Origin of the sequence: Micromonospora sp. NPDC006431 (genome assembly GCF_042870725.1) — a bacterium.
Classification (GTDB): Bacteria; Actinomycetota; Actinomycetes; order Mycobacteriales; family Micromonosporaceae; genus Micromonospora.
In genome coordinates this window covers 78071-99322 of sequence record NZ_JBIAHQ010000008.1, presented here as the reverse complement: position 1 = coordinate 99322, position 21252 = coordinate 78071, and the positions used below count along the sequence as shown (strand labels likewise).

Sequence of the window (21252 nt, the reverse complement as noted above, 5' to 3'; positions counted from 1 at the left end):
GGTGGCTGACTTTTCGGTGTAACGTTCAGCGCGACCGACGGCTGGCAGAGGTCACCGGGCAGCGCTCGTGCCGAAACATTGACGAAAAGGTTTAAGAAATGTACTGCCGCCCGGAGTGGCCGTCAAGGCACCTTCGGCGGTCCGTCATGGTGCGGCCTGCAGGTGTCGATCGCGCGGAGGGAGCGCCAGATGACCACTGAGCGCGAGGCCCTCGCCAACCGCGCGCCGACGCTGACCGATGTCGCCAAGCTCGCCGGGGTGTCGGTCGCCACCGCGTCCAAGGCGATCAACGGGCGAGGCGAGGTGAAGGCGGCCACGAGGGCGCGCGTGCTGGAGGCCGCGGAGGTGCTGTCCTTCGCGCCGAACGCCCTCGCCCGCGGGCTGCTCAGTGGTCGGACCGGCACCGTCGGACTGCTGACCAGCGACCTGGAGGGGCGCTTCTCGATTCCCATCCTGATGGGAGCGGAGGACGCCTTCGGCGCCGGGCAGGTCTCGGTCTTCCTGTGTGACGCGCGCGGCGACGCGATCCGGGAGATGCACCACGTCCGGGCGCTGCTGTCGCGGCGCGTGGACGGCCTGATCGTGGTGGGATCCCGCACCGATCCCCGCTCCCCGCTGACCGGCAACATCCCGGTCCCGGTCGTCTACGTCTACGCCCCCTCCGCAAACCCGGACGACATCTCGATCACCGTCGACAACGTGGGTGGTGGGCGGCTCGCCGTCGACCACCTGCTGTCCTGCGGCCGGCGCAACATCGCCCACATCACGGGTGAAGCCAGCTTCCAGGCGGCCCGGGACCGTGCCGAGGGCGCCGTCGCGGCGCTCGCCGCCGCCGGCCTGGCCCTGGTCGGCGGCCGGCCGTACTTCGGGTCGTGGGATGAGTCCTGGGGGCGCGCCGCGGCACGCCTGGTCGTCGGGCAGCACCCCGAGGTCGACGCGATATTCTGCGGCAGCGATCAGATCGCGCGCGGTGTCCTGGACACCCTGCGCGACCTCGGTCGCGACGTGCCGGGCAGCACCTCGGTGATCGGCTTTGACAACTGGGAAGCCATCGCCGCGTACTCCCGCCCGCGCCTGACCAGCATCGACATGAACCTCCAACGCCTCGGTGCGGTCGCCGGCCAGCGGCTCTTCGCGGCCATCGACGGCGTCGCCATGGCCAGCTCGGAGGAATTCCCCGGCCGCGTCGTGCTGCGCGAGTCGACCGTGCCCTTCGGCTGAGGCGTACGGACGGGATCGGGGCGCGACGCCGTCGTGCGGTACCGAAGCGGGGTTGCGGAGTGTCACCAAACGAGGCAACATTTCGGTCCTCCGCCAAAATGTTATCGTTAACGTCCCGCGTCGGGGAGGGGTTCCATGGCCGACTCGACCATGAAGGTGGCCGGGCTGCACGGGCCGGGCGAGGCCCGGCTGCATGATGAGGTCCTGCCGGGCGTGGTGGGGGTCGACCACTCGTTGGTGGTGTTGACCGTTGCGTCCGATCGAGCTGGCCGCAGGCTGGAGCATCTCCCTGGCGCCGCTCGGGTCGGCAGCGTTTCCACCGGCCGGAGTTGGTGGGGCGCGGGCGGTGACAGCAGGGGCGGGACGGGCTCAAGGGTGCCGTCCGCCCGGGTGACGACGTATGACGACCTGCGCGGAAACCGAGGATGATGAGCCTCAAATGGTGAAGGAATCGTCAGAAGTGAACGCGCCAAGGGGCCGCCGGCTGCCGGTCATGGGGGACGTCGCGCGCCTGGCAGGCGTGTCGCACATGACCGTGTCCCGCGTCCTCAACGAGCCCGAGTCGGTGCGCCCGAAGACCCGCGAGCGTGTCCTGCTGGCCATCGAGCAGCTCGGCTACCGACGCAACAGCGCCGCGCGAAGCCTGGTCACCCGGCGTTCGCAGACGCTCGGCGTCGTCTGCTTCGACACCACGCTCTATGGTCCGGCTTCGATGCTCAACGGCATCGAGCACGCCGCCGAGGACGCGGGATACGCGGTGAGCGTGGCGAGCCTGCGCCGGCCCACTGCTGAGGCGGCGACCCAGGCCGTCCAGCGTCTCGTGGGCCAGTCGGTGGACGGGCTCGTCCTGATCGCTCCGCAGGCTGCCGAGGCGATGGCGTTCGTCCGCGCGTTGCCGACCGACGTTCCGGTCGTGGCGGTGGAGAACGCCTTGCCGAACGTCACCAGTGTCTCGGTCGACCAGGTCCTGGGTGCCCGCATGCTCACCGAGCACCTGCTGTCCCTGGGCCATGAGACCGTTCACCACGTGCGGGGGCCGTCGGACTGGAGCGAGGCGAACGGGCGTGTCGACGGCTGGTTGGCCGCGCTCGAGGAGAACGGGCGAACGGTGCCGCGAGAGCTCGTCGGCGACTGGAGCGCCAAGTCCGGGTACGTTGCCGGTCAGAAGCTGGCTCGGGATCGCCGGGCCACCGCGGTGTTCGCGGCCAACGACTCGATGGCCCTGGGCGTGCTGCGGGGGCTGCACGAGGCCGGGGTGCGGGTGCCGGAGGACGTCAGCGTGGTGGGGTTTGACGACATCCCCGAAGCCGCGTTCATGACGCCGCCGCTGACCACGGTCAGCCAGCCGTTCCAGGATGTCGGGCGGCGCAGCATCGAGATCCTGTTGAGCGAGATCGAGGGGGGCGAGGAGCCCGGGGCTTCGTCGCTCATCCCACCTGAGCTCGTGGTTCGCAACAGCACATCGCACCGTCGCCGGTAGGGCGCCCTCGACGGCCGCGCGCAACCTGCTCGAAACAATCTCTTCTTGCAGTCTTGACGCCGCTGAAGTTAACGCTAACATCTCGGGTGACTCCGCTCACACGCCTACGCCGCGATTGCGCACGTACCTGGTTGGAGGAACCCGATGTTGCCGCGCCCCGTTATCGCTCACGCCTCCGGGTACGTGGTGGGTGTCGACTTTGGCACGTTGTCCGGCCGGGCGGTGGTGGTCCGCGTCCGCGACGGCGCGGTGGTCGGCTCCGCGGTCCACGAGTACGCGCACGGCGTCATGGACGAGTTCCTGGCTGCCAGCGGTGAGCGGCTGCCGCCCGACTGGGCGCTCCAGGTCCCCGCGGACTACCTCGACGTGCTGCGCCACGCGGTGCCCGAGGCGGTCAACGCAGCCGGCATCGCCGCCGACGAGGTCATCGGCATCGGCACCGACTTCACGTCCTGCACCGTGCTGCCCACCCTCGCGGACGGCACACCGCTGTGCGAGCTGCCCGAGCTGACGGGCCGGCCGCACGCCTACGTCAAGCTCTGGAAGCACCACGCGGCCCAGCGCCACGCCGACCGGATCAACCAGTTGGCCCACGAGCGCGGTGAGCCCTGGATCAGTCGCTACGGCGGCCGGATCTCCTCGGAGTGGGAGTTCGCCAAGGGCCTCCAGCTCCTCGCGGAGGACCCCGAGGTCTATGCCCGGACCGACCGCTGGGTCGAGGCCGCCGACTGGATCGTCTGGCAGCTGACCGGCACCTACGTCCGCAACGCCTGCGCGACCGGCTACAAGGCGATCTACCAGGACGGCCGCTACCCCTCCGAGGACTTCCTCGCGGCGCTGCACCCGGGCTTCACCGACTTCGTCAGCCGCAAGCTCGCCGGCCCGATCGCGGCTCTCGGCACCCGAGCCGGCAGCCTGACGCCCGCGGCCGCGGCGCTGACCGGTCTCCCGGCGGGAATCGCCGTCTGCACCGGCAACGTCGACGCCCACGTGACCGCGCCCGCGGCCGGGGCCGTCGAGCCCGGCCAGCTCGTCGCCATCATGGGCACCTCGACCTGCCACGTGGTCAGTGCCGAGGTGCTGACCGAGGTGCCCGGCATCTGCGGGGTGGTCCACGGCGGAATCGTCGCGGGGCTCTGGGGTTACGAGGCCGGCCAGAGCGGCGTCGGGGACATCTTCGCCTGGTTCACCGAGCGGAACACCCCTCCGGCTTACCTCGACGAGGCACGCGCCCGAGGCATCTCGGTGCACGACCTGCTCACCGAGAAGGCAGCCCTGCAACCGGTCGGCGCGCACGGCCTGGTCGCGCTCGACTGGCACAGCGGGAACCGTTCCGTCCTGGTCGACCATGAACTCTCCGGTCTCGTCGTCGGGCTGACCCTGGCGACCCGGCCCGAGGACATCTACCGGGCGCTGCTGGAGGCGACCGCGTTCGGCACCCGCGCCATCGTCGACGCCCTGCGCGCGGGACGCGTGCCGGTCACCGAACTCGTCGTCGCGGGGGGCCTGGTCAAGAACCGGTTCCTGATGCAGCTCTACAGCGATGTGACCAGGCTGCCGATCAGCATCGTGGGCTCCGTGCACGCACCCGCGGTCGGCTCGGCGATCCACGCCGCGGTCGCCGCCGGCGCGTACCCGAGCGTGCCGGACGCGGCGGCGGCCATGGGCCGGCGCGACGTCGCGGTCTACGAGCCGGACGAGAAGCGCGCCGCGGCCTACGACGCGCTCTACGCGCAGTACCTGACGCTGCATGACTACTTCGGTCGCGGCGGCAACGACGTGATGCACGAGCTGCGCCGGATCCGGCGGGAGGCGGAGACCCGATGACGACGTACGAGACGACGCTCACCGAAGCGGTGCGAACGATCCGGGAGGCGGTTGCGGCGCTTCATGCGCAGCTGACCGCGTACCGCCTCGTGGCTTGGACGGCGGGCAACGTGTCCGGCCGGGTGCCGGGCCACGATCTGATGGTCATCAAGCCGAGCGGGGTGGACTACGCCGACCTGACGGCGGACTCGATCGTCGTCTGCGACCTGGACGGCAACCTGGTCGAGGGTGACCTCAACCCGTCGAGTGACACCGCGGCCCACGCCTACGTCTACCGGCACCGGCCCGACGTCGGCGGTGTCGTCCACACCCACTCGACGTACGCCTCGGCGTGGGCAGCTCGCGGCGAGCCCATCCCGTGCGTGCTCACCGCGATGGCCGACGAGTTCGGCGGCGAGATCCCGGTCGGGCCGTTCGCCATGATCGGCGATGACTCCATCGGCCGGGGCATCGTGGAGACCCTCTCCGGGCACCGATCGCCCGCCGTGCTCATGCGCAACCACGGCGTGTTCACGATCGGGCCGACGCCCCGCGACGCGGTGAAGGCGGCGGTCATGTGCGAGGACGTCGCGCGGACCGTCCACCTCGCACGGCAGCTCGGCACACCGCGGGCGATCGACCCGGTCGACGTGGACCGGCTCTACGCGCGCTACCAGAACGTGTACGGCCAGCCCGGCCGGTCCGATGGAACGGAGTGACACTCGTGCCGACAGTAGATGAACCCGGAGAGATCTGGTTCCTGACGGGAAGCCAGGCACTGTATGGCGAGAGCGTGCTCGAACAGGTCGCGGCGCAGTCCCGCGAGGTGTGCGAGGCGCTCGCCGGCGGCCTGCGCGTTAACGCGCGCCTGGTGTGGAAGCCCGTGCTGACGACCGCCGACGCGATCCGCCGCACCTGCCTGGACGCCACCGCCGACGATGCGGTGGTCGGCGTCATCGCCTGGATGCACACGTTCTCACCGGCGAAGGCCTGGATCGCCGGCCTGTCCGCGCTCGGCAAGCCGCTGCTGCACCTGCACACCCAGGCCAACCGGTCGCTGCCGTGGGCCGAGCTGGACATGGACTTCATGAACCTCAACCAGGCCGCACACGGCGACCGCGAGTTCGGGTACGTGCAGTCGCGGCTGGGGGTGGCCCGCAAGACCGTCGCGGGCTACGCCGGCGATCCGGGCGTCGCGGACCGGGTCAGCGCGTGGGCCCGCGCGGCGACCGGCTGGCGGGCGGCTCGGTCGCTGCGGATGGCCCGCTTCGGCGACAACATGCGCGACGTTGCCGTCACCGAAGGCGACAAGGTCGGGGCGCAGGCGGCCCTGGGCGTCTCGGTCAACGCCTACGGGGTGAACGCGCTCGTCGCGGCCGTCGACGAGGCGGGCGACGCTGACGTCGACAAGCTCGTCGTCGAGTACGAGGAGCGCTACGACGTGGCACTCGAGCTGCGTCGCGGCGGCGAGCGGCACGAGTCCCTGCGCTACGGCGCCCGGATCGAACTCGGCCTCCGCCAGTTCCTCGAGGCCGGTGGCTTCGACGCCTTCACGACGAACTTCGAAGACCTGGGCGGTCTGCGGCAACTCCCCGGCCTCGCCGTGCAGCGCCTGATGGCCGACGGCTACGGGTTCGGCGGTGAGGGGGACTGGAAGACGGCGGCGCTGCTGCGCATCCTGAAGGTGGTGGCCGGAGACGAGCCCGGCGGCACCTCCTTCATGGAGGACTACACCTACCACTGGGGGCCGGGCGAGCCGAAGATCCTGGGCGCGCACATGCTCGAGGTCTGCCCAAGCATCGCCGACGGCCGGCCGAGCGTGCAGATCCACCCGTTGTCGATCGGAGATCGCGAGGACCCGGTTCGCCTGGTCTTCACCGCCGCGCCCGGCCCCGGTCTCGTGGTCGGCCTGGCCGATCTGGGCGGCCGGCTCCGGCTGACCGCCAACAAGATCGACCTGGTGGAGCCGGATGAACCGCTGCCGCGGCTGCCCGTCGCCCGCGCGGTATGGAAACCACATCCCGACCTCGCCACGTCGGCCGAGTGCTGGCTGCTCGCGGGGGGTCCGCACCACACCGTGCTCAGCACCGCGGTCGGCCGGGAAGCCCTCGCCGATTTCGCCGACATGGCCGGTGTCGAGCTGCTCATGATCGACGCCGCGACCGACCCCCGGTCGTTCGCCGATCGTATCCGCTGGAACAGCACGTACCACCGCCTGGCCCAGCGATCGTAATCCCGCCTGCCTGCCGGCCGGCCGGACGGACCAGGCCCGTGGGACCTCCGACGCCAACGGACTCCGTGCGGGCGTGCGGACAGACGCACCACACGTAGAAATTTCCAGCCTCGCCGGGACCGCGGCGCGGATCTCACCGAACGATGAGCCTAGGAGAAGGATATGAGACGAACCTCGCGCGGGCGAGTTGGCCTGCGCTCGCTGGCAGGAGTCCTCGTGGCGGCGCTGGCCCTCGGCGTGGCAGCGTGCGGCAAGGACGACTCGAAGGGGTCGGCAGCGGTGCAGGCCGGGCCCGATGGCACCGATGACGGCAGTGAGCTGACCCTCTGGACCCGCGCACCGCTGGAGAAGCAGGCGAAGCTCCTCGTCGAGGCGTACAACTCCAGCCACAAGAACAAGGTCAAGCTGACCGTCGTCCCGAACGACGACTACGTGGCGAAGGTGGGTGCGGCGGCCGGCTCGGGTGGGCTTCCCGACCTGTTCGCCGCGGACATCGTCTACGTGCCGAACTGGGTGCAGCAGGGGCTGTTCAAGGACCTCAGCTCGAACATCAACGGCCTCGGCTTCAAGGACTCCATCAACAAGGGGCACCTCGCGGCCGGCACGCGCGAGGGCAAGTCGTACGTGCTGCCCTTCGTGCTGGACCTGTCGATGATGTTCTGGAACAAGCAGCTGTTCAAGGACGCCGGCCTGGACCCGGAGAAGGCCCCGGCGACGCTGGAGGAGTACGCCGCCGCCGCCAAGGCGATCCAGGCGTTGAAGAAGGATGGCGTCTACGGCACGGCAACCGGTCTGAACTGCGGCGGGTGCCTGGTCTTCACCTGGTTCCCCACCATCTGGGCCAGCGGCGGTGAGGTGCTCGGCGAGGACGGCGCCAAGTCCAAGCTTGCCGACGACACCGCACAGAAGGTCTACAGCACCTGGCGGGACCTGTGGAAGTCCGGTGCCGTGCTCCCGTCGTCGAAGGACGAGGCGGGCCCGACCTGGACGGCCGGGTTCACCCAGGGCAAGGTGGGCCTGATGTTCTACCCGGCGACGCTGCTCTCCTCGACGCCGTTCGATGTCGGGGTCGCCGGCATCCCCGGCCCGAACGGTGGCGCCTCCACCTTCGTCGGTGGCGACGGCATCGGTGTCTCCAAGGACTCGAAGAAGGCCGCGCAGGCCTGGAACTTCCTGAACTGGATGATGTCCGAGGAAGCCCAGGTCGAGGTCCTGGCCAAGAACAAGGACGTGGTGTCGCGCTCCGACCTGGCGAACAACAAGTACGCCGCCCAGGACCCGCGGCTGGTCACCATCAACGAGGTGGCCGGCAAGGGTGACACGCCGGTCGCGTTGAACTTCCAGCAGGCGTTCAACGCGCCGAACAGCCCGTGGCTGACCCTCGTGCGCAACCAGGTGCTGGGTGAGGGCGGCAATCTCCAGAAGGACAACGACGAGATCTCTGCCGTGCTGGGGCAGTAGACGTTCGCCGTGGGCGTGTGCCGGGCCGCCGGTCCGGCACACCCTCGCGGCACGACACCGATCCGGCACGCGGCAGCTGCCCGCCGGCCAATGAACGAGAGGTTCCCATGAGAGTCAACGCACCTCCATCCGGTGCGGCGATTCGACGCGTCGCCCGTCGCAGCAGCCGTCGAGCCCTGCTCGGCTGGCTCTACGCCACACCGACCGCGGTCTTCGTGGCGGCGCTGTTCGCTGTTCCGCTGCTGCTTGTGATCCGGATGTCGGCGTCGAGATGGCCGCTTCTGGCCGGCGACCAGGGAATCAACTTCCCCGACAACTTCGTGAAGGCGGTGAACCACCGGTTCTTCACCTCATCGGTGGTGTTCACCGTCAAGTACACGGTGCTCGCGACCGTGTTGCTGCTGCTGCTCGGGCTGGGCCTGGCCCTGCTCGTGCAGGAGTCGAGCCGATGGAACAACCTGGTCCGCGCCTCGTTCCTGGTGCCCAGCGCGCTCGGGCTGGCCTCCGCGTCGCTGCTGTTCTACGTGCTCTACTCGCCGTACGCCAGCCCGGTGGCACCCGTGATGGAGCGCTGGGGCTTCACCTTCCTCGGTTCACCGAACGCGGCGCTCTTCTCCACCATCTTCCTCATCGTCTGGCGCTACGCCGGCTTCTACATGGTGCTCATGCTCGTCGGCTTGCAGGGCATCTCGGCGGACGTGTACGAAGCTGCGCGGATGGACGGCGCCAGCCGTTGGCAGACGTTCTGGAAGGTCACCCTGCCGCTGCTGCGTCCGACGCTGGCGCTGACCACCGTGCTCTGCGTGACCGGCTCCCTGCTCGCCTTCGAGCAGTTCTACATCCTCACCAAGGGCGGCCCGGACAACAGCACGATCTCCGTGGTTCAGCTCATCTACTCGGTGGCGTTCCAGGGCCAGAACGACCTCGGGGTGGCGGCGGCCCTCTCCATCATCGTGCTGGTGGCCCTGGTCATCATCAACGCGCTGCAGATGCGCGCCTTCCGGTCCGAGGAGAGCTGACGCGATGCCCACCGGTTCCCCGTCCACCGCCACCGCGATCAGCGAACGGCCGTCGCCGCCTGCGGCGGCCCCGGCCGCACCAGGCAGTTCGGGTGGTACCACCCTCGCCGGCGTCGCACTGCGGACGCCCTACTGGGTACTGACCGGGGCGTTGGCCCTGATCTTCCTGTTTCCGCTCGTCTGGACGGCCGTCGCCTCCGTCGCGCCGCAGGCCGGCACGAACCAGACGCACGGCTGGGGGTTCGGCAACTACGAGACGTTGACCAACTACCAGGCCGGCATCTGGCGCTACCTCGCGAACTCGGCGTTCGTGTCCGCGCTGACGGTCGCCCTGACCCTGCTGATCTCCCTGCTCGGCGGGTACGCGTTCGCGCGGTTCCGGTTCCCCGGCAAGAACGTGCTGTTCCTGATCACGCTGGCCATCCTCATGGTCCCGTACGCGACGTTGCTCATCCCGCTGTACGTGCTGCTCAACGAGGTGGGACTGCAGAACTCCCTGGTCGGCGTGGCCCTCGTGCTCACGGTGTTCCAGCTGCCGTTCTCCACCTTCCTGATGCGCATCTCCTTCGAGGCGGTGCCGCGGGAGCTCGACGAGGCCGCGCTGGTCGACGGATGCTCGTCCTTCGGCGCGCTCTGGCGCGTACTCGTGCCCGCGGTGAAGCCGGGCATGATCACTGTCGCGCTCTTCGCGTTCCTCGCCGCGTGGAACGACTTCATGGCGCCGCTGATCCTCATCAACGACTCCGAGCGGATGACCCTGCCCCTCGCCGTGTCCAACCTTCGCGGCCAGGTCCAGGGCGTCGTCGACTACGGCGCGACCGAGGCGGGCGTGGTCGTCCTCGCGCTTCCGTGCATGGTCCTGTTCCTGCTGCTTCAACGACACTACGTGCGCGGCTTCATGTCCGGCGCCCTGAAAGGATGACCATGATCGGCACCGTACCCACGGCCGCACCTGTCGTGGCGAGCCGCGGCCGGCTCCGGCCGCTCGGACTGGGCGACGTCCGGATCACGGGCGGATTCTGGGCCGAGCGTCAATCGGTCAACGCGGCGGCGACCCTCGAGCACGTCCAGCACTGGCTCGAGCGGGAAGGCTGGATCCGAAACTTCGACCTGGCCGCCGAGAAGGGCGACCTGGCCCGCGAGCGGCGCGGACGTGAGTTCTCCGACTCGGAGGTCTACAAGTTCCTCGAAGCGATGGCGTGGGAGATCGGCCGGACGGGCGACGTGGGCCTGGAGTCGCGGTTCCGCGCCGTCGTTCGACGGGTGGCCGAGGCGCAGGAGCCGGACGGGTACCTCAACACCAAGTTCGGCCGGTCGGGCCAGGCGCCCCGCTGGTCCGACCTGGAGTGGGGGCATGAGCTCTACTGCACCGGTCACCTCCTGCAGGCGGCGGTCGCCCGCGCGCGGACCCGTCCGGACGCCGATGACGGGCTGCTCGCGGTCGCTCGCCGTGCCGCCGACAACGTCTGCGAAACGTTCGGACCGGACGGCATCGACGGCGTCTGCGGCCACCCGGAGATCGAGACCGCGCTGGTCGAGTTCGCCCGGGTCACCGGCGATGACCGTTACCTCACCCAGGCCGCTCTCTTCGTCGAGCGGAGGGGCCACGGCCGGCTCCGCGACGTGGAATGGGGCCGGGAATACTTCCAGGACGAGATCCCGGTGCGCCAGGCGACAGTGCTGCGCGGGCACGCGGTGCGGGCGAACTACCTCTCCGCCGGCGCCGTCGACGTCGCGGTCGAGACGGACGACGCGAGCCTGCTGGCCGCGGTGCGCCGGCAGTGGAAGAACACGGTGGCGCGGCGCACGTACGTCACGGGCGGGCAGGGCTCCCGCCACCAGGATGAGGCGTTCGGCGACGACTGGGTGCTCCCGCCCGACCGCGCGTACTCCGAGACCTGCGCCGGCGTCGGCTCGGTGATGCTCGCCTGGCGGCTGCTGCTCGCCTCCGGCGACCCCGGGTACGCCGACCTCATCGAGCGGACGCTGTTCAACGTGGTGTCGACGTCGCCGTCGGCCGACGGCCGGAGCTTCTTCTACACCAACACCCTGCACCGCCGGGCACTCGGCACCGTCCCGGACACCGACCGGCCCAGCCTTCGTGCCGCCGCTTCGCTGCGCGCGCCCTGGTTCGAGGTGTCCTGCTGCCCGACCAACGTGGCACGGACCATGGCCAGCCTGGCGGCGTATGTCGCCACCGCGGACGACGAGGGCCTGCAGCTCCACCAGTACCTGCCCGGCACCGTCACGCACCGCCTGGCCGACGGGCGTGACCTGTGCGTCACCGTCGCGACCGACTACCCCCACGACGGCCATGTCCGGGTGCGGGTCGACAGCGACGACGACCGTCCCTGGTCGCTGTCGTTGCGCGTGCCCGGCTGGGCGGTCGAGGGCGCGACGCTGACCGTTGACGGAAGCACCCGGCCGGTCGGCCCGGGCGTCGTCACCGAGCGACGGACGTGGCGACGCGGCGACAAGGTCGTCCTGTACCTGCCAATGGCACCCCGCTTCACGTACCCGGATGCCCGCATCGACGCGGTCCGTGGCTGTGTCGCGGTGGAGCGCGGCCCGCTTGTGCTGGCCCTGGAGTCCGTCGACGTGGCCGGCGTCGAGACCGTTGACGAACTGCGCGTCGACCCGAGCGAGCCGCCTCGTCTGGTCGACGGCAGGGTCGTCGTGCGCTGCCGGCGCGTGCGCCCGCAGGACCACGACTGGCCCTACCGGACCGCCGGGGCCGAGTCGGCACCCGGAGCGGGGGAGGAGTTCGCCGAGGTGGCCCTGGTGGAGTACCACGCCTGGGCCAACCGGGGACCCTCCACGATGCGCGTCTGGCTTCCCACGGGCTGACGGTCGGCGGGTGCCCGAGATGGACCGGAGGAGATCAGCGGGTCGGCCGCGGCGTGTCTGCTCGTGCGACGGGCGGCCGCCGGGTCGGCTCGTCCCCGGATCCGAGCCGGCTCGGGCCGCCGCTTCAGCGCGAGCCTCGTCCCTGGCCGGTGATCAGCCCTCGGCCCGGGCCGCCGAAGTGAGCGCTAACGCTGTGCCCTGCGGGCGTGGAGGTCCAGAAAGAAAAGCCAGGTCGCGGATTGACGACGCCAATGTTAGCGCTCACACTCGGGTCTCATGTGGCCTCGCTCACAGGAGCGCACCTCGGGCGGCCGCGAGACGGGTCGACCGCCCGACCGCTGCCGTTCGTTGGCGACGAGACCGGTGCCAGGGCCCGAAAGACCGCCGCGGTTCGGGATACCGGCAGCCGCACGCAATGCCCCGAAACACCACCACCACCACCACCAAGGTGCGGAGCTGGTAGCGCCCCCGATGGCCGGCCGCACCGATATCAAGGAGGAAACGCACGATGAGTAGACGCGTGAGGAGGACGCCCCTCTGGGCGGCGCTGGCCGCGCTGGTCGTGGGCGGGGTCGTCGGCCTGCCGTCCCCGGCCCACGCCGCCAGCCCGATCCTGCCCGGCAACGAGGGCGACGTGGGGGTCTACACCAACGGGCAGAATCACGTCATGGAGATCGGGGACCCGGTCTACAACAACGTCGCCGAGGTCGCCGCGCAGCTCAAGCCCGGGGTGCCCTTCACCGCCTCGAACATGCACCAGTCGATCTTCGACAAGGACCTCGCCGCCAGCGGCACGGACTACTACCTCGACCGCGTGCTGGGCGTCCGTGGGACGCTCGGATCCGCGGTGCTGATGACCAGGGGCCGCTCCCTCTACATGCGCGGCGCGAGCACCAACAACTTCACCACCATGGGCTTTGCCGGCAGCACCTACGTCGGCGGCCCGAACAACCTCGGCAACCTCTACACCGTCACCGTGCCCGGGCAGACCGTCACCGAGGTCAGCGCGAACCGGTTCAACGCGCCGAGCCACGCCAAGGGCCGCTACACGATCGGCACCACCGGGGTCACCGCCGACCTGACGAAGTTCATCACCTACGACAACGTCGCCGTCACGGCCATCGACTTCACCAACCCCGGCGGCTCGCCCGCGACGTTCACCGTCCGCGCCGCGTCGCCGCTGGCCACCCAGGCGGGCAAGAGCGCCGCCGAGCTCACCGGCACCCGCACCATCACCAGCGGCGCCAACAACGGCCTCGTCGACACCCCGTGGAACACCGTCACGATCGACCTCACCGGTGCCGGCTTCACCCGTAGCGGCACCAACCTCGACCGGCAGATCACCGTGCCCGCCGGCGGCGCGGTGTCGCTGTCGGTCGTCGGCGCCGTCTCCTCGGCCACGCTGCCCAAGACGGTGGAGAGCTACCAGGAGTACGCCGCGATGGCACCGGCCCAGGCCGTGCGCACCGGCATCACCGAGTTCAACCGCCGCTGGGCCCAGGACGTCCCCTACATCAACGTCCCGGACCCCGCGCTCGAGAAGGCCATCGTCTACCGCTGGTGGGGCGAGCGCTACAACAGCCTCGACGCCAACGCGCCCGGCTACGCCTACCAGTACCCCACCACCGTCGAGGGGTCGAACCTCTACCAGAACGCCATCGCGCTGACCCAGCCGATGCACCTGCAGGACACCAAGTGGCTGCGTACGCCCTACCTGCCGTACGGCCAGATCCTCAACATCGGCGAGCTGTCCGGCTCCTCCGCCTTCCTGGACAGCCCCGGTCACACCAGCTGGAACAACCACTACTCCCAGTACATCGGCACCGCCGGCCTCGAGGCGTACAACGTGCACGGCGGCGGCAAGGACATCGCACGCAAGTTCGCCCAGTACTTCGAGGGCGACGGCGTCGGCCAGCTCGAGCACTACGACGGCAACAAGAACAAGCTCATCGCCTACGACACCAACTACATGCCGGGCAACGACGCCGACGCCATCTCCTTCGGTTTCCCGAAGTCCAACGCCGGCGCTCCCGGCGCGCGCACGATCGAACGCCCCGAGTCGGCGTACGTGTGGGGCGCCCTCGACGCCGCCCGGCAGCTCTACCAGATCTCCGGCGCCGACCAGGCGAAGGTCAACGAGATGGCAAGCGCCGCCAACGGCACCCGCGACGCGATCCTCAGCCAGCTGTGGAGCCCCGACATGCGGATGTTCCTGGCCCGCACGTCGTACGGAGCCACCAGCGCGGCCAGCTCCAACGGCAAGGCCAACCCGCTGCCCGCGTCCGCCCGTGCCCTGATCCCGGCCAAGGAGTCGAACCTCTACGACGTCTACGCCGAGAACCTCATCCCGTTCGACCAGTGGCAGAACTACGTCGACGGGTACCGCTTCCTGACCTACGGCGACAACTTCCCGATCTTCCCGTTCTACACCGCCAACCAGTACGACCGGGCGGCCTACGGGATCGGCGGCTCCAACAACTTCTCCAACATCAACTTCACCGTGCAGTACCGCGGTGTCCGCTCGGCGCTGCGCCACTACGACCCGCAGCAGAAGTACGTCACCCCCGAGTACGCCAAGCGGCTGCTGGACTGGATGGCCTGGAGCATCTACCCGGGTGCGGACGTGCGGGTCCCGAACCAGGCGGAGTACTACTCCAACTGGAACGCGACCGCGAAGACCTACAACCGCAACAACCCGAACCACGTGATGCTCGGGAACATGAACTACATCTTCGTCGAGGACATGGCGGGCCTCCAGCCGCGGTCCGACGACAAGATCGAGCTGTGGCCGATCAAGTTCGGCTACGACCACTTCATGGCCAACAACCTGCGCTACCACGGGCACGACGTGACGATCGTCTGGGACCCCGACGGCAGCAAGTACGGCCTGGGCGCCGGCTACAGCCTGTTCCTGGACGGTGAGAAGAAGGTCAGCACCGACAAGCTCGGCAAGCTCACCTACGACCCGAACACCAACCAGGTCCAGGCCGAGGACGGCGTGACCGTCACCTTCACCGCGGGGAGCGGGAGCAACTTCCCGAGCGCGGTGAACACCACGATCAAGGACGACCGCGTCGTCGATTACCTCAAGACGGCCGGCATCGACCTCAGCCAGAACGCGCCGAACCTGGCGACGGGCGCCGCGCTGAGCTCGTCGTACACCCAGCAGGGCGCGCGGCCGACGCCGTGGCGGCAGTTCCACACGCCGGGCTGGAGCACCACCTCGATGAACTACACGCCGGGTGCGATCGCGGAGCCCGAGCGGCCGGTGTCGCTGGCCGCCGTGACCGACGGCGTCACCGCGAACGAGCCGTTCTGGGGCAACTACGGCACCACCGAGAAGAACGGCTACGTCGAGCTCGACCTGGGGTCGGCCAAGTCCTTCGACAACGTGAAGGTGACCTTCGTCAGCGACCGGCAGGCCGGCGGCTACCACGAGCCCGCGCGCTGGTGGGTTCAGGTGCCCAACGGCAGCGGCGGCTGGAAGGAGGTGCCGGACCAGTTCAAGAACCCGACGGTCCCGGCGGCCAAGTTCAACGAGGCGCTCTTCAAGACCGTCACGTCGAACAAGGTGCGCATCGCGTTCACGAACAGCCCGACCTACTACACGGCGATCGCCGAGGTCCAGGTGTTCAACTCCGGGCGCGACGTGCCGGCCGTCTCCAACCAGGCGCCGGTCGTCACCGCCACGCGCGACGGCTCGGCGGACGGCAACCTGTCCACCAGGCTGGTCGGCACGGCGTCCGACGACGGCATCCCGTACGACAACGAGCTCAGCTTCGGCTGGGAGACCGTCTCCGCGCCGCAGGGTGCGGGCGTCATCTTCGCCGACCCGAAGGCGCTGGCGACCCGGGTGACCGGCACGGTCGCCGGTGACTATGTGTTCCGGTTCGTCGCCGACGACGGCGACAAGCGGTCCGAGGCAACCGTTGCGGTGACCCTCGCCAAGCGGGCGGTGACCGCGGAGTTCGGCTCCTCGGCGACGGTCACCACCAGCGGTACGGCGTCGTGGGAGAACCACCAGCGGGTCAACGAAGCCAGCAACCCGAGCAGCTCGAACCCGGGCGCCGGCAACGGCTGGGGCAACTGGGGCCAGACACAGAACGGCACCAGCACCGCCCGGGAGGCGTGGATCCAGTACAGCTGGACCTCGCCGGTGCGGCTGTCGTCGACCGACATCTACTGGTACGACGACAACGGCGGCACCCGCCGGCCCAACGGCACGACCTACGCCATCGAGACATCCTCGGACGGCACCACCTGGACGCCCGTCACCCTCACCAAGGGGTCGACGTACGCCAACGGGGTGGCCATCAACGCCTACAACCACTTCGACTTCGAACCGATCACGACGAGCCGGTTGCGTATCCGCATCTGGGGCGTTCAGGGCAGTGGCGCGGGCACGGGTGTGCTGCGCTGGCGCGCCAACGGCGAGACGGTCGACTCGGTACGTTCGCCGGTGCTGATCCGGACCGGCGTGGGCGACGTGCCCACGCTGCCGAGTGAGCTCGACGGGATCTACGCCAGCGGCGCCCGCGGCAAGGTCGGGTTCAAGTGGCAGGAGATCACGCCAGCGATGGTCGCGGAGCCCAACGTCGACCCGTTCGTGGTCTACGGCACGAACGACGCCTACGGCCTGATCGCTGAGGCCCGCATCTACGTGCGGCCCGAGATGTCCCAGGGCGGCATCTCGATCCAGGGTGCCGAGACGTTCGAACAGACCGTGGACGTGGGTGAGCAGCCCTACCTGCCCAACAAGGTGGAGGTGTCCTACAACGACGGATCCCGGGACAACCAGGCCATCGGCGTCGACTGGCGCTTCGACGGGAACATCGTCAACACCCCGGGCCGGTACGTCGTCATCGGCGATCTGATCCTGCCCGACTACGTCAGCCAGGCCGGTGCCACGCAGACCACGCTGACCCTCACCGTCGGCACGGACACGGTGGCCCCGACGACGACCCTGACCTGGTCGCCGGCGGAGCCGAACGGCGACAACGGGTGGTACAAGGCGGTCCCGTCCTTCACGCTTCAGGTGAAGGACGCGTTCGCCGTGGCCAGCACGCAGTACCGGCTCGACGGCGGTGACTGGACCACCTACGGGGACGCACCGGTCCTCGTCGACCAGCAGGGGACCCACCGGGTGGAGTTCCGTTCGACCGACACCAGCGGCAACGTCGAGGAGCTGAAGGCGGCCACGGTCAAGGTCGACACGGTCGCGCCGAGGGCGGAGTTCTCCGCCACGGTCGGCATCGTGTACTTCGGCGCGGTTCCGGCCGCCCCCGCGTGCACCGCGAGCGACACCACCTCTGGTCCGGCGGGTTGCGCCGTCAGTGGCTACCGCACCGATGTGGGCACGCACACCCTGACCGCGACGGCGACCGACGCCGCGGGCAACGTGGGTACCGCCACCCAGACGTACACCGTGCTGCCGTGGACGGTGAAGGGCTTCAACAGCCCGGTCGACATGGGCGGGGTGCTCAACACCGTCAAGGGTGGCAGCACCGTGCCCATGAAGTTCCAGGTCTTCTCGGGTGACACCGAGTTGACCGACCCCGCACTGGTCACGGTGGACGCCAAGCAGGTCACCTGCGCGGCTGGCGCCCCGACGGCCGACATCGAGGTGCTCGGCAGTGGTGCCACCTCGCTGAAGTACGCGGACGGCCAGTTCCAGTACAACTGGAAGACGCCGGCCACCCCCGGCGCCTGCTACGCGGTCACCGCCACGACCCGTGACGGGTCGAGCCTGACCGCGCTGTTCAAGCTCCGATGACGGGGAACTGAGGTACGCGGAGGGGCTGCTTTCGGCAGCCCCTTCGCTGCTTTATCGGCAGCGGGCGTGTCGGCCGGAAACGGTGGGCGGGCCGCGCCGGACCGCGCAGCTGCATTGACAATGCTGATGTGAGCGGTAACACTTGAACCGCCTTACCTGCCCGGTTACCTGCAGGTTGTACTCAGGCAACGGCCTTGAGCGCGCTCACATGCCCGGCTCGCCCGCGACGGTGGACGACCACGTGCCGAGGCCACCACCTCCGGACACCCGCCTGCGCCTGTCCTGCGATGGCGGCTTCCGGTGAATCCCTCGTCAGCGGGCCCGACCACGGGCCAAACCAAGGGAGTGAGAAGTGGGCAAGCAGTTCTCCCGGCGAAATCTGCTCCGGCTGGGCGCGTTGGCCTCCGCCGCCCCCGCCGCGATGACCATCGCGTCGGCCACCGGAGTCTCGGCGGCCAGCGCCAACGGCGGCGGCGCCGGAACCGGGAATACTCCCGTGCAGCTCGGCCGCACCACAGCCAAGCCGTTCGACCTCGGCCAGGTGGCCCTGCACGAGGGGATCTTCCAGCAGAAGCGCGACCGGATGCTCAACTACGCCAGGAACTACCCGGGCACAGCCAACGTCCTTGACGGACCGGACCGGATGCTGCACCTGTTCCGGGTCAACGCCGGCCTGCCTGCCCCCGGCACCTGGCCGGGCGGCTGGGACACCCCGAACCACCTGCTACGCGGGCACTTCACCGGGCACTACATGACGCTCCTGTCCCAGGCCTACGCCGCCACCGGCGAGGAGGTCTTCCTCGACAAGCTCGACTACCTGGTCGAGGAACTGGGCAAGTGCCAGCGCGCGCTGGACGGGCGGGAGGTCGGCCGGGTCGCCGGCCGGTCCGGCAAGGCGGTACGGCTCAGCGACCCGCACCCGAACCAGTACATCCTGCTGCCCGCGGGACTTCTCGCCGGCGTCAGCGACGTGACGATCGCGGTCTGGATCAAGCTCGCCACCACCCAGACCAACGCCAAGATCTTCACCTTCGGCGCCAGTTCGAGCACCTACCTGACGCTGTCGCCGTGGGTCTCGGCCAACCTGGGCCCGCGGTTCGCGATCACCACCAGCGGCAGCGGCAACGAGCAGCGTATCGACGGCGCGAGCAACTCGGTCCCGGTCGGCGAGTGGGCCCACGTGGCGGTGACGATCTCCACCGCGGACGGCACTGGCCGGCTCTACGTCAACGGGATCGAGGTCGGGGCGAACACGATCCGACTGACCCCGGCCAACCTGGGCTCGACCACCAACAACTGGATCGGGCGGTCGCAGAGCGCCAACGACCCGTACCTCAACGCGACGGTGGACGACTTCCGGGTCTACCGCCGCGCCCTGACAGCGGCCGAGGTGCAGGCACTCGCCACCGCCGACCCGGCACCGGAGTCGCCGGACCGCACCGGCATGGTGGCCTGGTACCGCTTCGAGGAGGAGGGCGAGACCGCCGTCGACCACTCGGGCAACGGCCGTGACGCCACCATCATCGGCACGAGCTATCCCGGCTTCCTCGCCGCCTTCCCCGAGGGGCAGTTCAGCCGGCTCGAACCACCGACACTCCAGCCGAACAGCGGCGCCAACGCGGTCTGGGCGCCGTGGTACACCTGCCACAAGATCATGAGGGGACTGCTCAACGCCTACCACCTGACCGGAAACGAGGAGGCGCTGGACATCGCCTTCCGAATGGGGGACTGGGCCTACCACCGGCTCAGCCGGTACAGCCAGGCCGAGCTGGATCGGATGTGGAACATCTACAGCGCCGGCGAGGCCGGCTCGATGAACGAGGTCATGGCCGAACTCTCGGCGCTCGCCCCGAATGCCGAAGCCTCGGCTCGGTACCTTCAGGCCGCCAAGGCGTTCACCTTCACCACGTTGTTCGACGCCTCGCTCGCCGAGCGCGACGAGCTGAACGGGCGCCACGCCAACCAGTACATGGCCCCGAACATCGGCTACCTGCGGATCTTCGAGCAGACCGGCGTCGAGGAGTACCACACCGCCGCCAGGAACTTCTGGGCCATGGTCGTCCCACACCGCACCTTCAGCAACGGCGGCGCCGGCCGCAGCGAGCACTTCGGGGTACGCGGGATCATCACCTCCGGATTCACCTCGTCCTCGGACCCGCGGCACGCCGAAACCTGCTGCGCCTACAACATGCTCCGGCTGACGCGGAATCTGTTCTTCCACGACCAGAATCCGGCCTACCTGGACTTCTACGAGAAGGCGCTGCACAACCAGATCCTCAGCTCACGCCGGGACATTGACAGCGTCACCGCCACCGAGGTGACCTACCACCAGAACATGTGGCCCGGCCGCTCGCGGAGGATCGGCAGCACCATCGAATACAGCCGGTACGGCGGAAACGGTAGCTGCTGCAACGGCACCGGCCTGGAGAGCCACACCAAGTACCAGGAGTCGATCTACTTCCAGTCGGCGGACGAGTCGACGCTCTACGTCAACCTCTTCATCGCCTCGACGTTGACCTGGCCCGGCCGCAGGTTCGTCATCACCCAGGAGACGCAGTACCCGACCGAAGGGGCCAGCCGGCTACGGATCGACGAGGGCAGCGGCCGGCTGAAGATCAGCCTTCGGGTGCCGTCGTGGGCCGTGAAGGGCTACACGGTCCGGATCAACGGCCTCCGCCAGCAGTTGACCGCGACACCCGGCAGCTACGTGACCCTCGACCGGCACTGGTCCCGCGGCGACACGATCGACATCTCGATGCCGTTCAGCTTCCGCGTGGAAAAGGCGCTCGACAACAAGTCGATCCAGTCCATTCTCTACGGCCCCACCCTCATGGTCGTCCGCGACGACACGCCCAGTTACCGGGAGTTCACCTTCTTCAAGGATCTGAAGCTGGACGGTGACCTGGCCAGTGCCATCCAGCCGACGAATGTCCCGATGCATTTCACGACGCACGGATACACCCTGGCGCCGTACTACATCTCCGACCCGGTGCCTGGGCAGTTCAACGCCTACCATTCGTACGTCAAGCGGGTCGAACCCGAGGTCGTCTTCGGGTCGGCCGCCACCGGCGTACCGAACGACGGCATTCGGGACGAGGGCGGCGAGACGTTCCTCGACCGGGTCTGGGAGACGGCGCCCTTCCGCAACCACGGACAGTTCCTTCAGCGGGTGATGGCGGTCTCGGACGAATGGGTCACGGCCGGGCGGCACACCGAATCGCAGCGGCAGGCCATCTTCCTCGCGGCCGCCAGGTCCGAGCGGGATCTGGCCCCGTGACCGTTCCTGTCTGCCGAGGGTCGATCGAGGCCGGGCCGTGCCGGGTCATGGATGGCTGGCGGGGTCTCCGGTAGGTGGCTCAAGCGGCGTGTGAAACGAACGGCCCGGCGGAGCTTCCGCCGGGCCGTTCGGGGT

The 21252-nt window shown here is 69.3% G+C and carries 11 protein-coding genes; all 11 read left to right on the top strand.

The features are described from left to right. The first annotated feature begins 189 nt into the window (after positions 1–189). The 11 genes from ACFYM6_RS16290 to ACFYM6_RS16240 all read left to right on the top strand — a co-directional run bounded on the left by ACFYM6_RS16290 (position 190) and on the right by ACFYM6_RS16240 (position 21117). Complete coding sequence (locus ACFYM6_RS16290) at positions 190–1221, top strand: LacI family DNA-binding transcriptional regulator (RefSeq protein ID WP_387276158.1); 1032 nt, start codon at positions 190–192, stop codon at positions 1219–1221. A gap of 400 nt (positions 1222–1621) precedes the next feature. After that, on the top strand, positions 1622–2701 hold the full coding sequence (locus tag ACFYM6_RS16285; protein WP_387276156.1) for a LacI family DNA-binding transcriptional regulator: 1080 nt from the start codon (positions 1622–1624) through the stop codon (positions 2699–2701). Between the two features lie 144 nt (positions 2702–2845). Beyond that, the gene (araB, locus tag ACFYM6_RS16280) at positions 2846–4528 is read left to right on the top strand and encodes a ribulokinase (protein ID WP_387276154.1); all 1683 of its coding nucleotides are present in this window, start codon (positions 2846–2848) and stop codon (positions 4526–4528) included. After that, positions 4525–5226, top strand: a complete 702-nt coding sequence (locus ACFYM6_RS16275) for an L-ribulose-5-phosphate 4-epimerase (protein WP_387276152.1) — start codon at positions 4525–4527, stop codon at positions 5224–5226. Before araB ends, ACFYM6_RS16275 begins: the two co-directional genes overlap by 4 nt. Positions 5227–5231: 5 nt before the next feature. Further along, the gene (gene araA / locus ACFYM6_RS16270; protein ID WP_387276150.1) at positions 5232–6740 is read left to right on the top strand and encodes an L-arabinose isomerase; all 1509 of its coding nucleotides are present in this window, start codon (positions 5232–5234) and stop codon (positions 6738–6740) included. Positions 6741–6902: 162 nt separating this feature from the next. Next, positions 6903–8201, top strand: coding sequence for an ABC transporter substrate-binding protein (locus ACFYM6_RS16265; protein WP_387276148.1), 1299 nt, complete (start codon positions 6903–6905; stop codon positions 8199–8201). Positions 8202–8308: 107 nt separating this feature from the next. Beyond that, positions 8309–9220, top strand: coding sequence for a carbohydrate ABC transporter permease (locus ACFYM6_RS16260; protein ID WP_387276146.1), 912 nt, complete (start codon positions 8309–8311; stop codon positions 9218–9220). A 4-nt stretch (positions 9221–9224) separates the two neighbouring features. After that, on the top strand, positions 9225–10142 hold the full coding sequence (locus ACFYM6_RS16255) for a carbohydrate ABC transporter permease (protein ID WP_387276144.1): 918 nt from the start codon (positions 9225–9227) through the stop codon (positions 10140–10142). A gap of 2 nt (positions 10143–10144) precedes the next feature. Next, the gene (locus tag ACFYM6_RS16250) at positions 10145–12067 is read left to right on the top strand and encodes a glycoside hydrolase family 127 protein (protein ID WP_387276142.1); all 1923 of its coding nucleotides are present in this window, start codon (positions 10145–10147) and stop codon (positions 12065–12067) included. A gap of 508 nt (positions 12068–12575) precedes the next feature. After that, complete coding sequence (locus ACFYM6_RS16245; RefSeq protein WP_387276140.1) at positions 12576–17840, top strand: PxKF domain-containing protein; 5265 nt, start codon at positions 12576–12578, stop codon at positions 17838–17840. A gap of 352 nt (positions 17841–18192) precedes the next feature. Next, the gene (locus tag ACFYM6_RS16240; RefSeq protein WP_387276138.1) at positions 18193–21117 is read left to right on the top strand and encodes a beta-L-arabinofuranosidase domain-containing protein; all 2925 of its coding nucleotides are present in this window, start codon (positions 18193–18195) and stop codon (positions 21115–21117) included. Positions 21118–21252: the final 135 nt, after the last annotated feature.

What these genes read in the sequence shown, in the direction of transcription:
- araB (WP_387276154.1), top strand. Translation starts at nt 2,846, where the DNA reads ATGTTGCCGCGCCCCGTTATCGCTCACGCCTCCGGGTACGTGGTGGGT.
- ACFYM6_RS16260 (WP_387276146.1), top strand. Translation starts at nt 8,309, where the DNA reads ATGAGAGTCAACGCACCTCCATCCGGTGCGGCGATTCGACGCGTCGCC.
- ACFYM6_RS16245 (WP_387276140.1), top strand. Translation starts at nt 12,576, where the DNA reads ATGAGTAGACGCGTGAGGAGGACGCCCCTCTGGGCGGCGCTGGCCGCG.
- ACFYM6_RS16255 (WP_387276144.1), top strand. Translation starts at nt 9,225, where the DNA reads ATGCCCACCGGTTCCCCGTCCACCGCCACCGCGATCAGCGAACGGCCG.
- ACFYM6_RS16250 (WP_387276142.1), top strand. Translation starts at nt 10,145, where the DNA reads ATGATCGGCACCGTACCCACGGCCGCACCTGTCGTGGCGAGCCGCGGC.
- ACFYM6_RS16265 (WP_387276148.1), top strand. Translation starts at nt 6,903, where the DNA reads ATGAGACGAACCTCGCGCGGGCGAGTTGGCCTGCGCTCGCTGGCAGGA.
- ACFYM6_RS16275 (WP_387276152.1), top strand. Translation starts at nt 4,525, where the DNA reads ATGACGACGTACGAGACGACGCTCACCGAAGCGGTGCGAACGATCCGG.
- ACFYM6_RS16285 (WP_387276156.1), top strand. Translation starts at nt 1,622, where the DNA reads ATGACGACCTGCGCGGAAACCGAGGATGATGAGCCTCAAATGGTGAAG.
- ACFYM6_RS16290 (WP_387276158.1), top strand. Translation starts at nt 190, where the DNA reads ATGACCACTGAGCGCGAGGCCCTCGCCAACCGCGCGCCGACGCTGACC.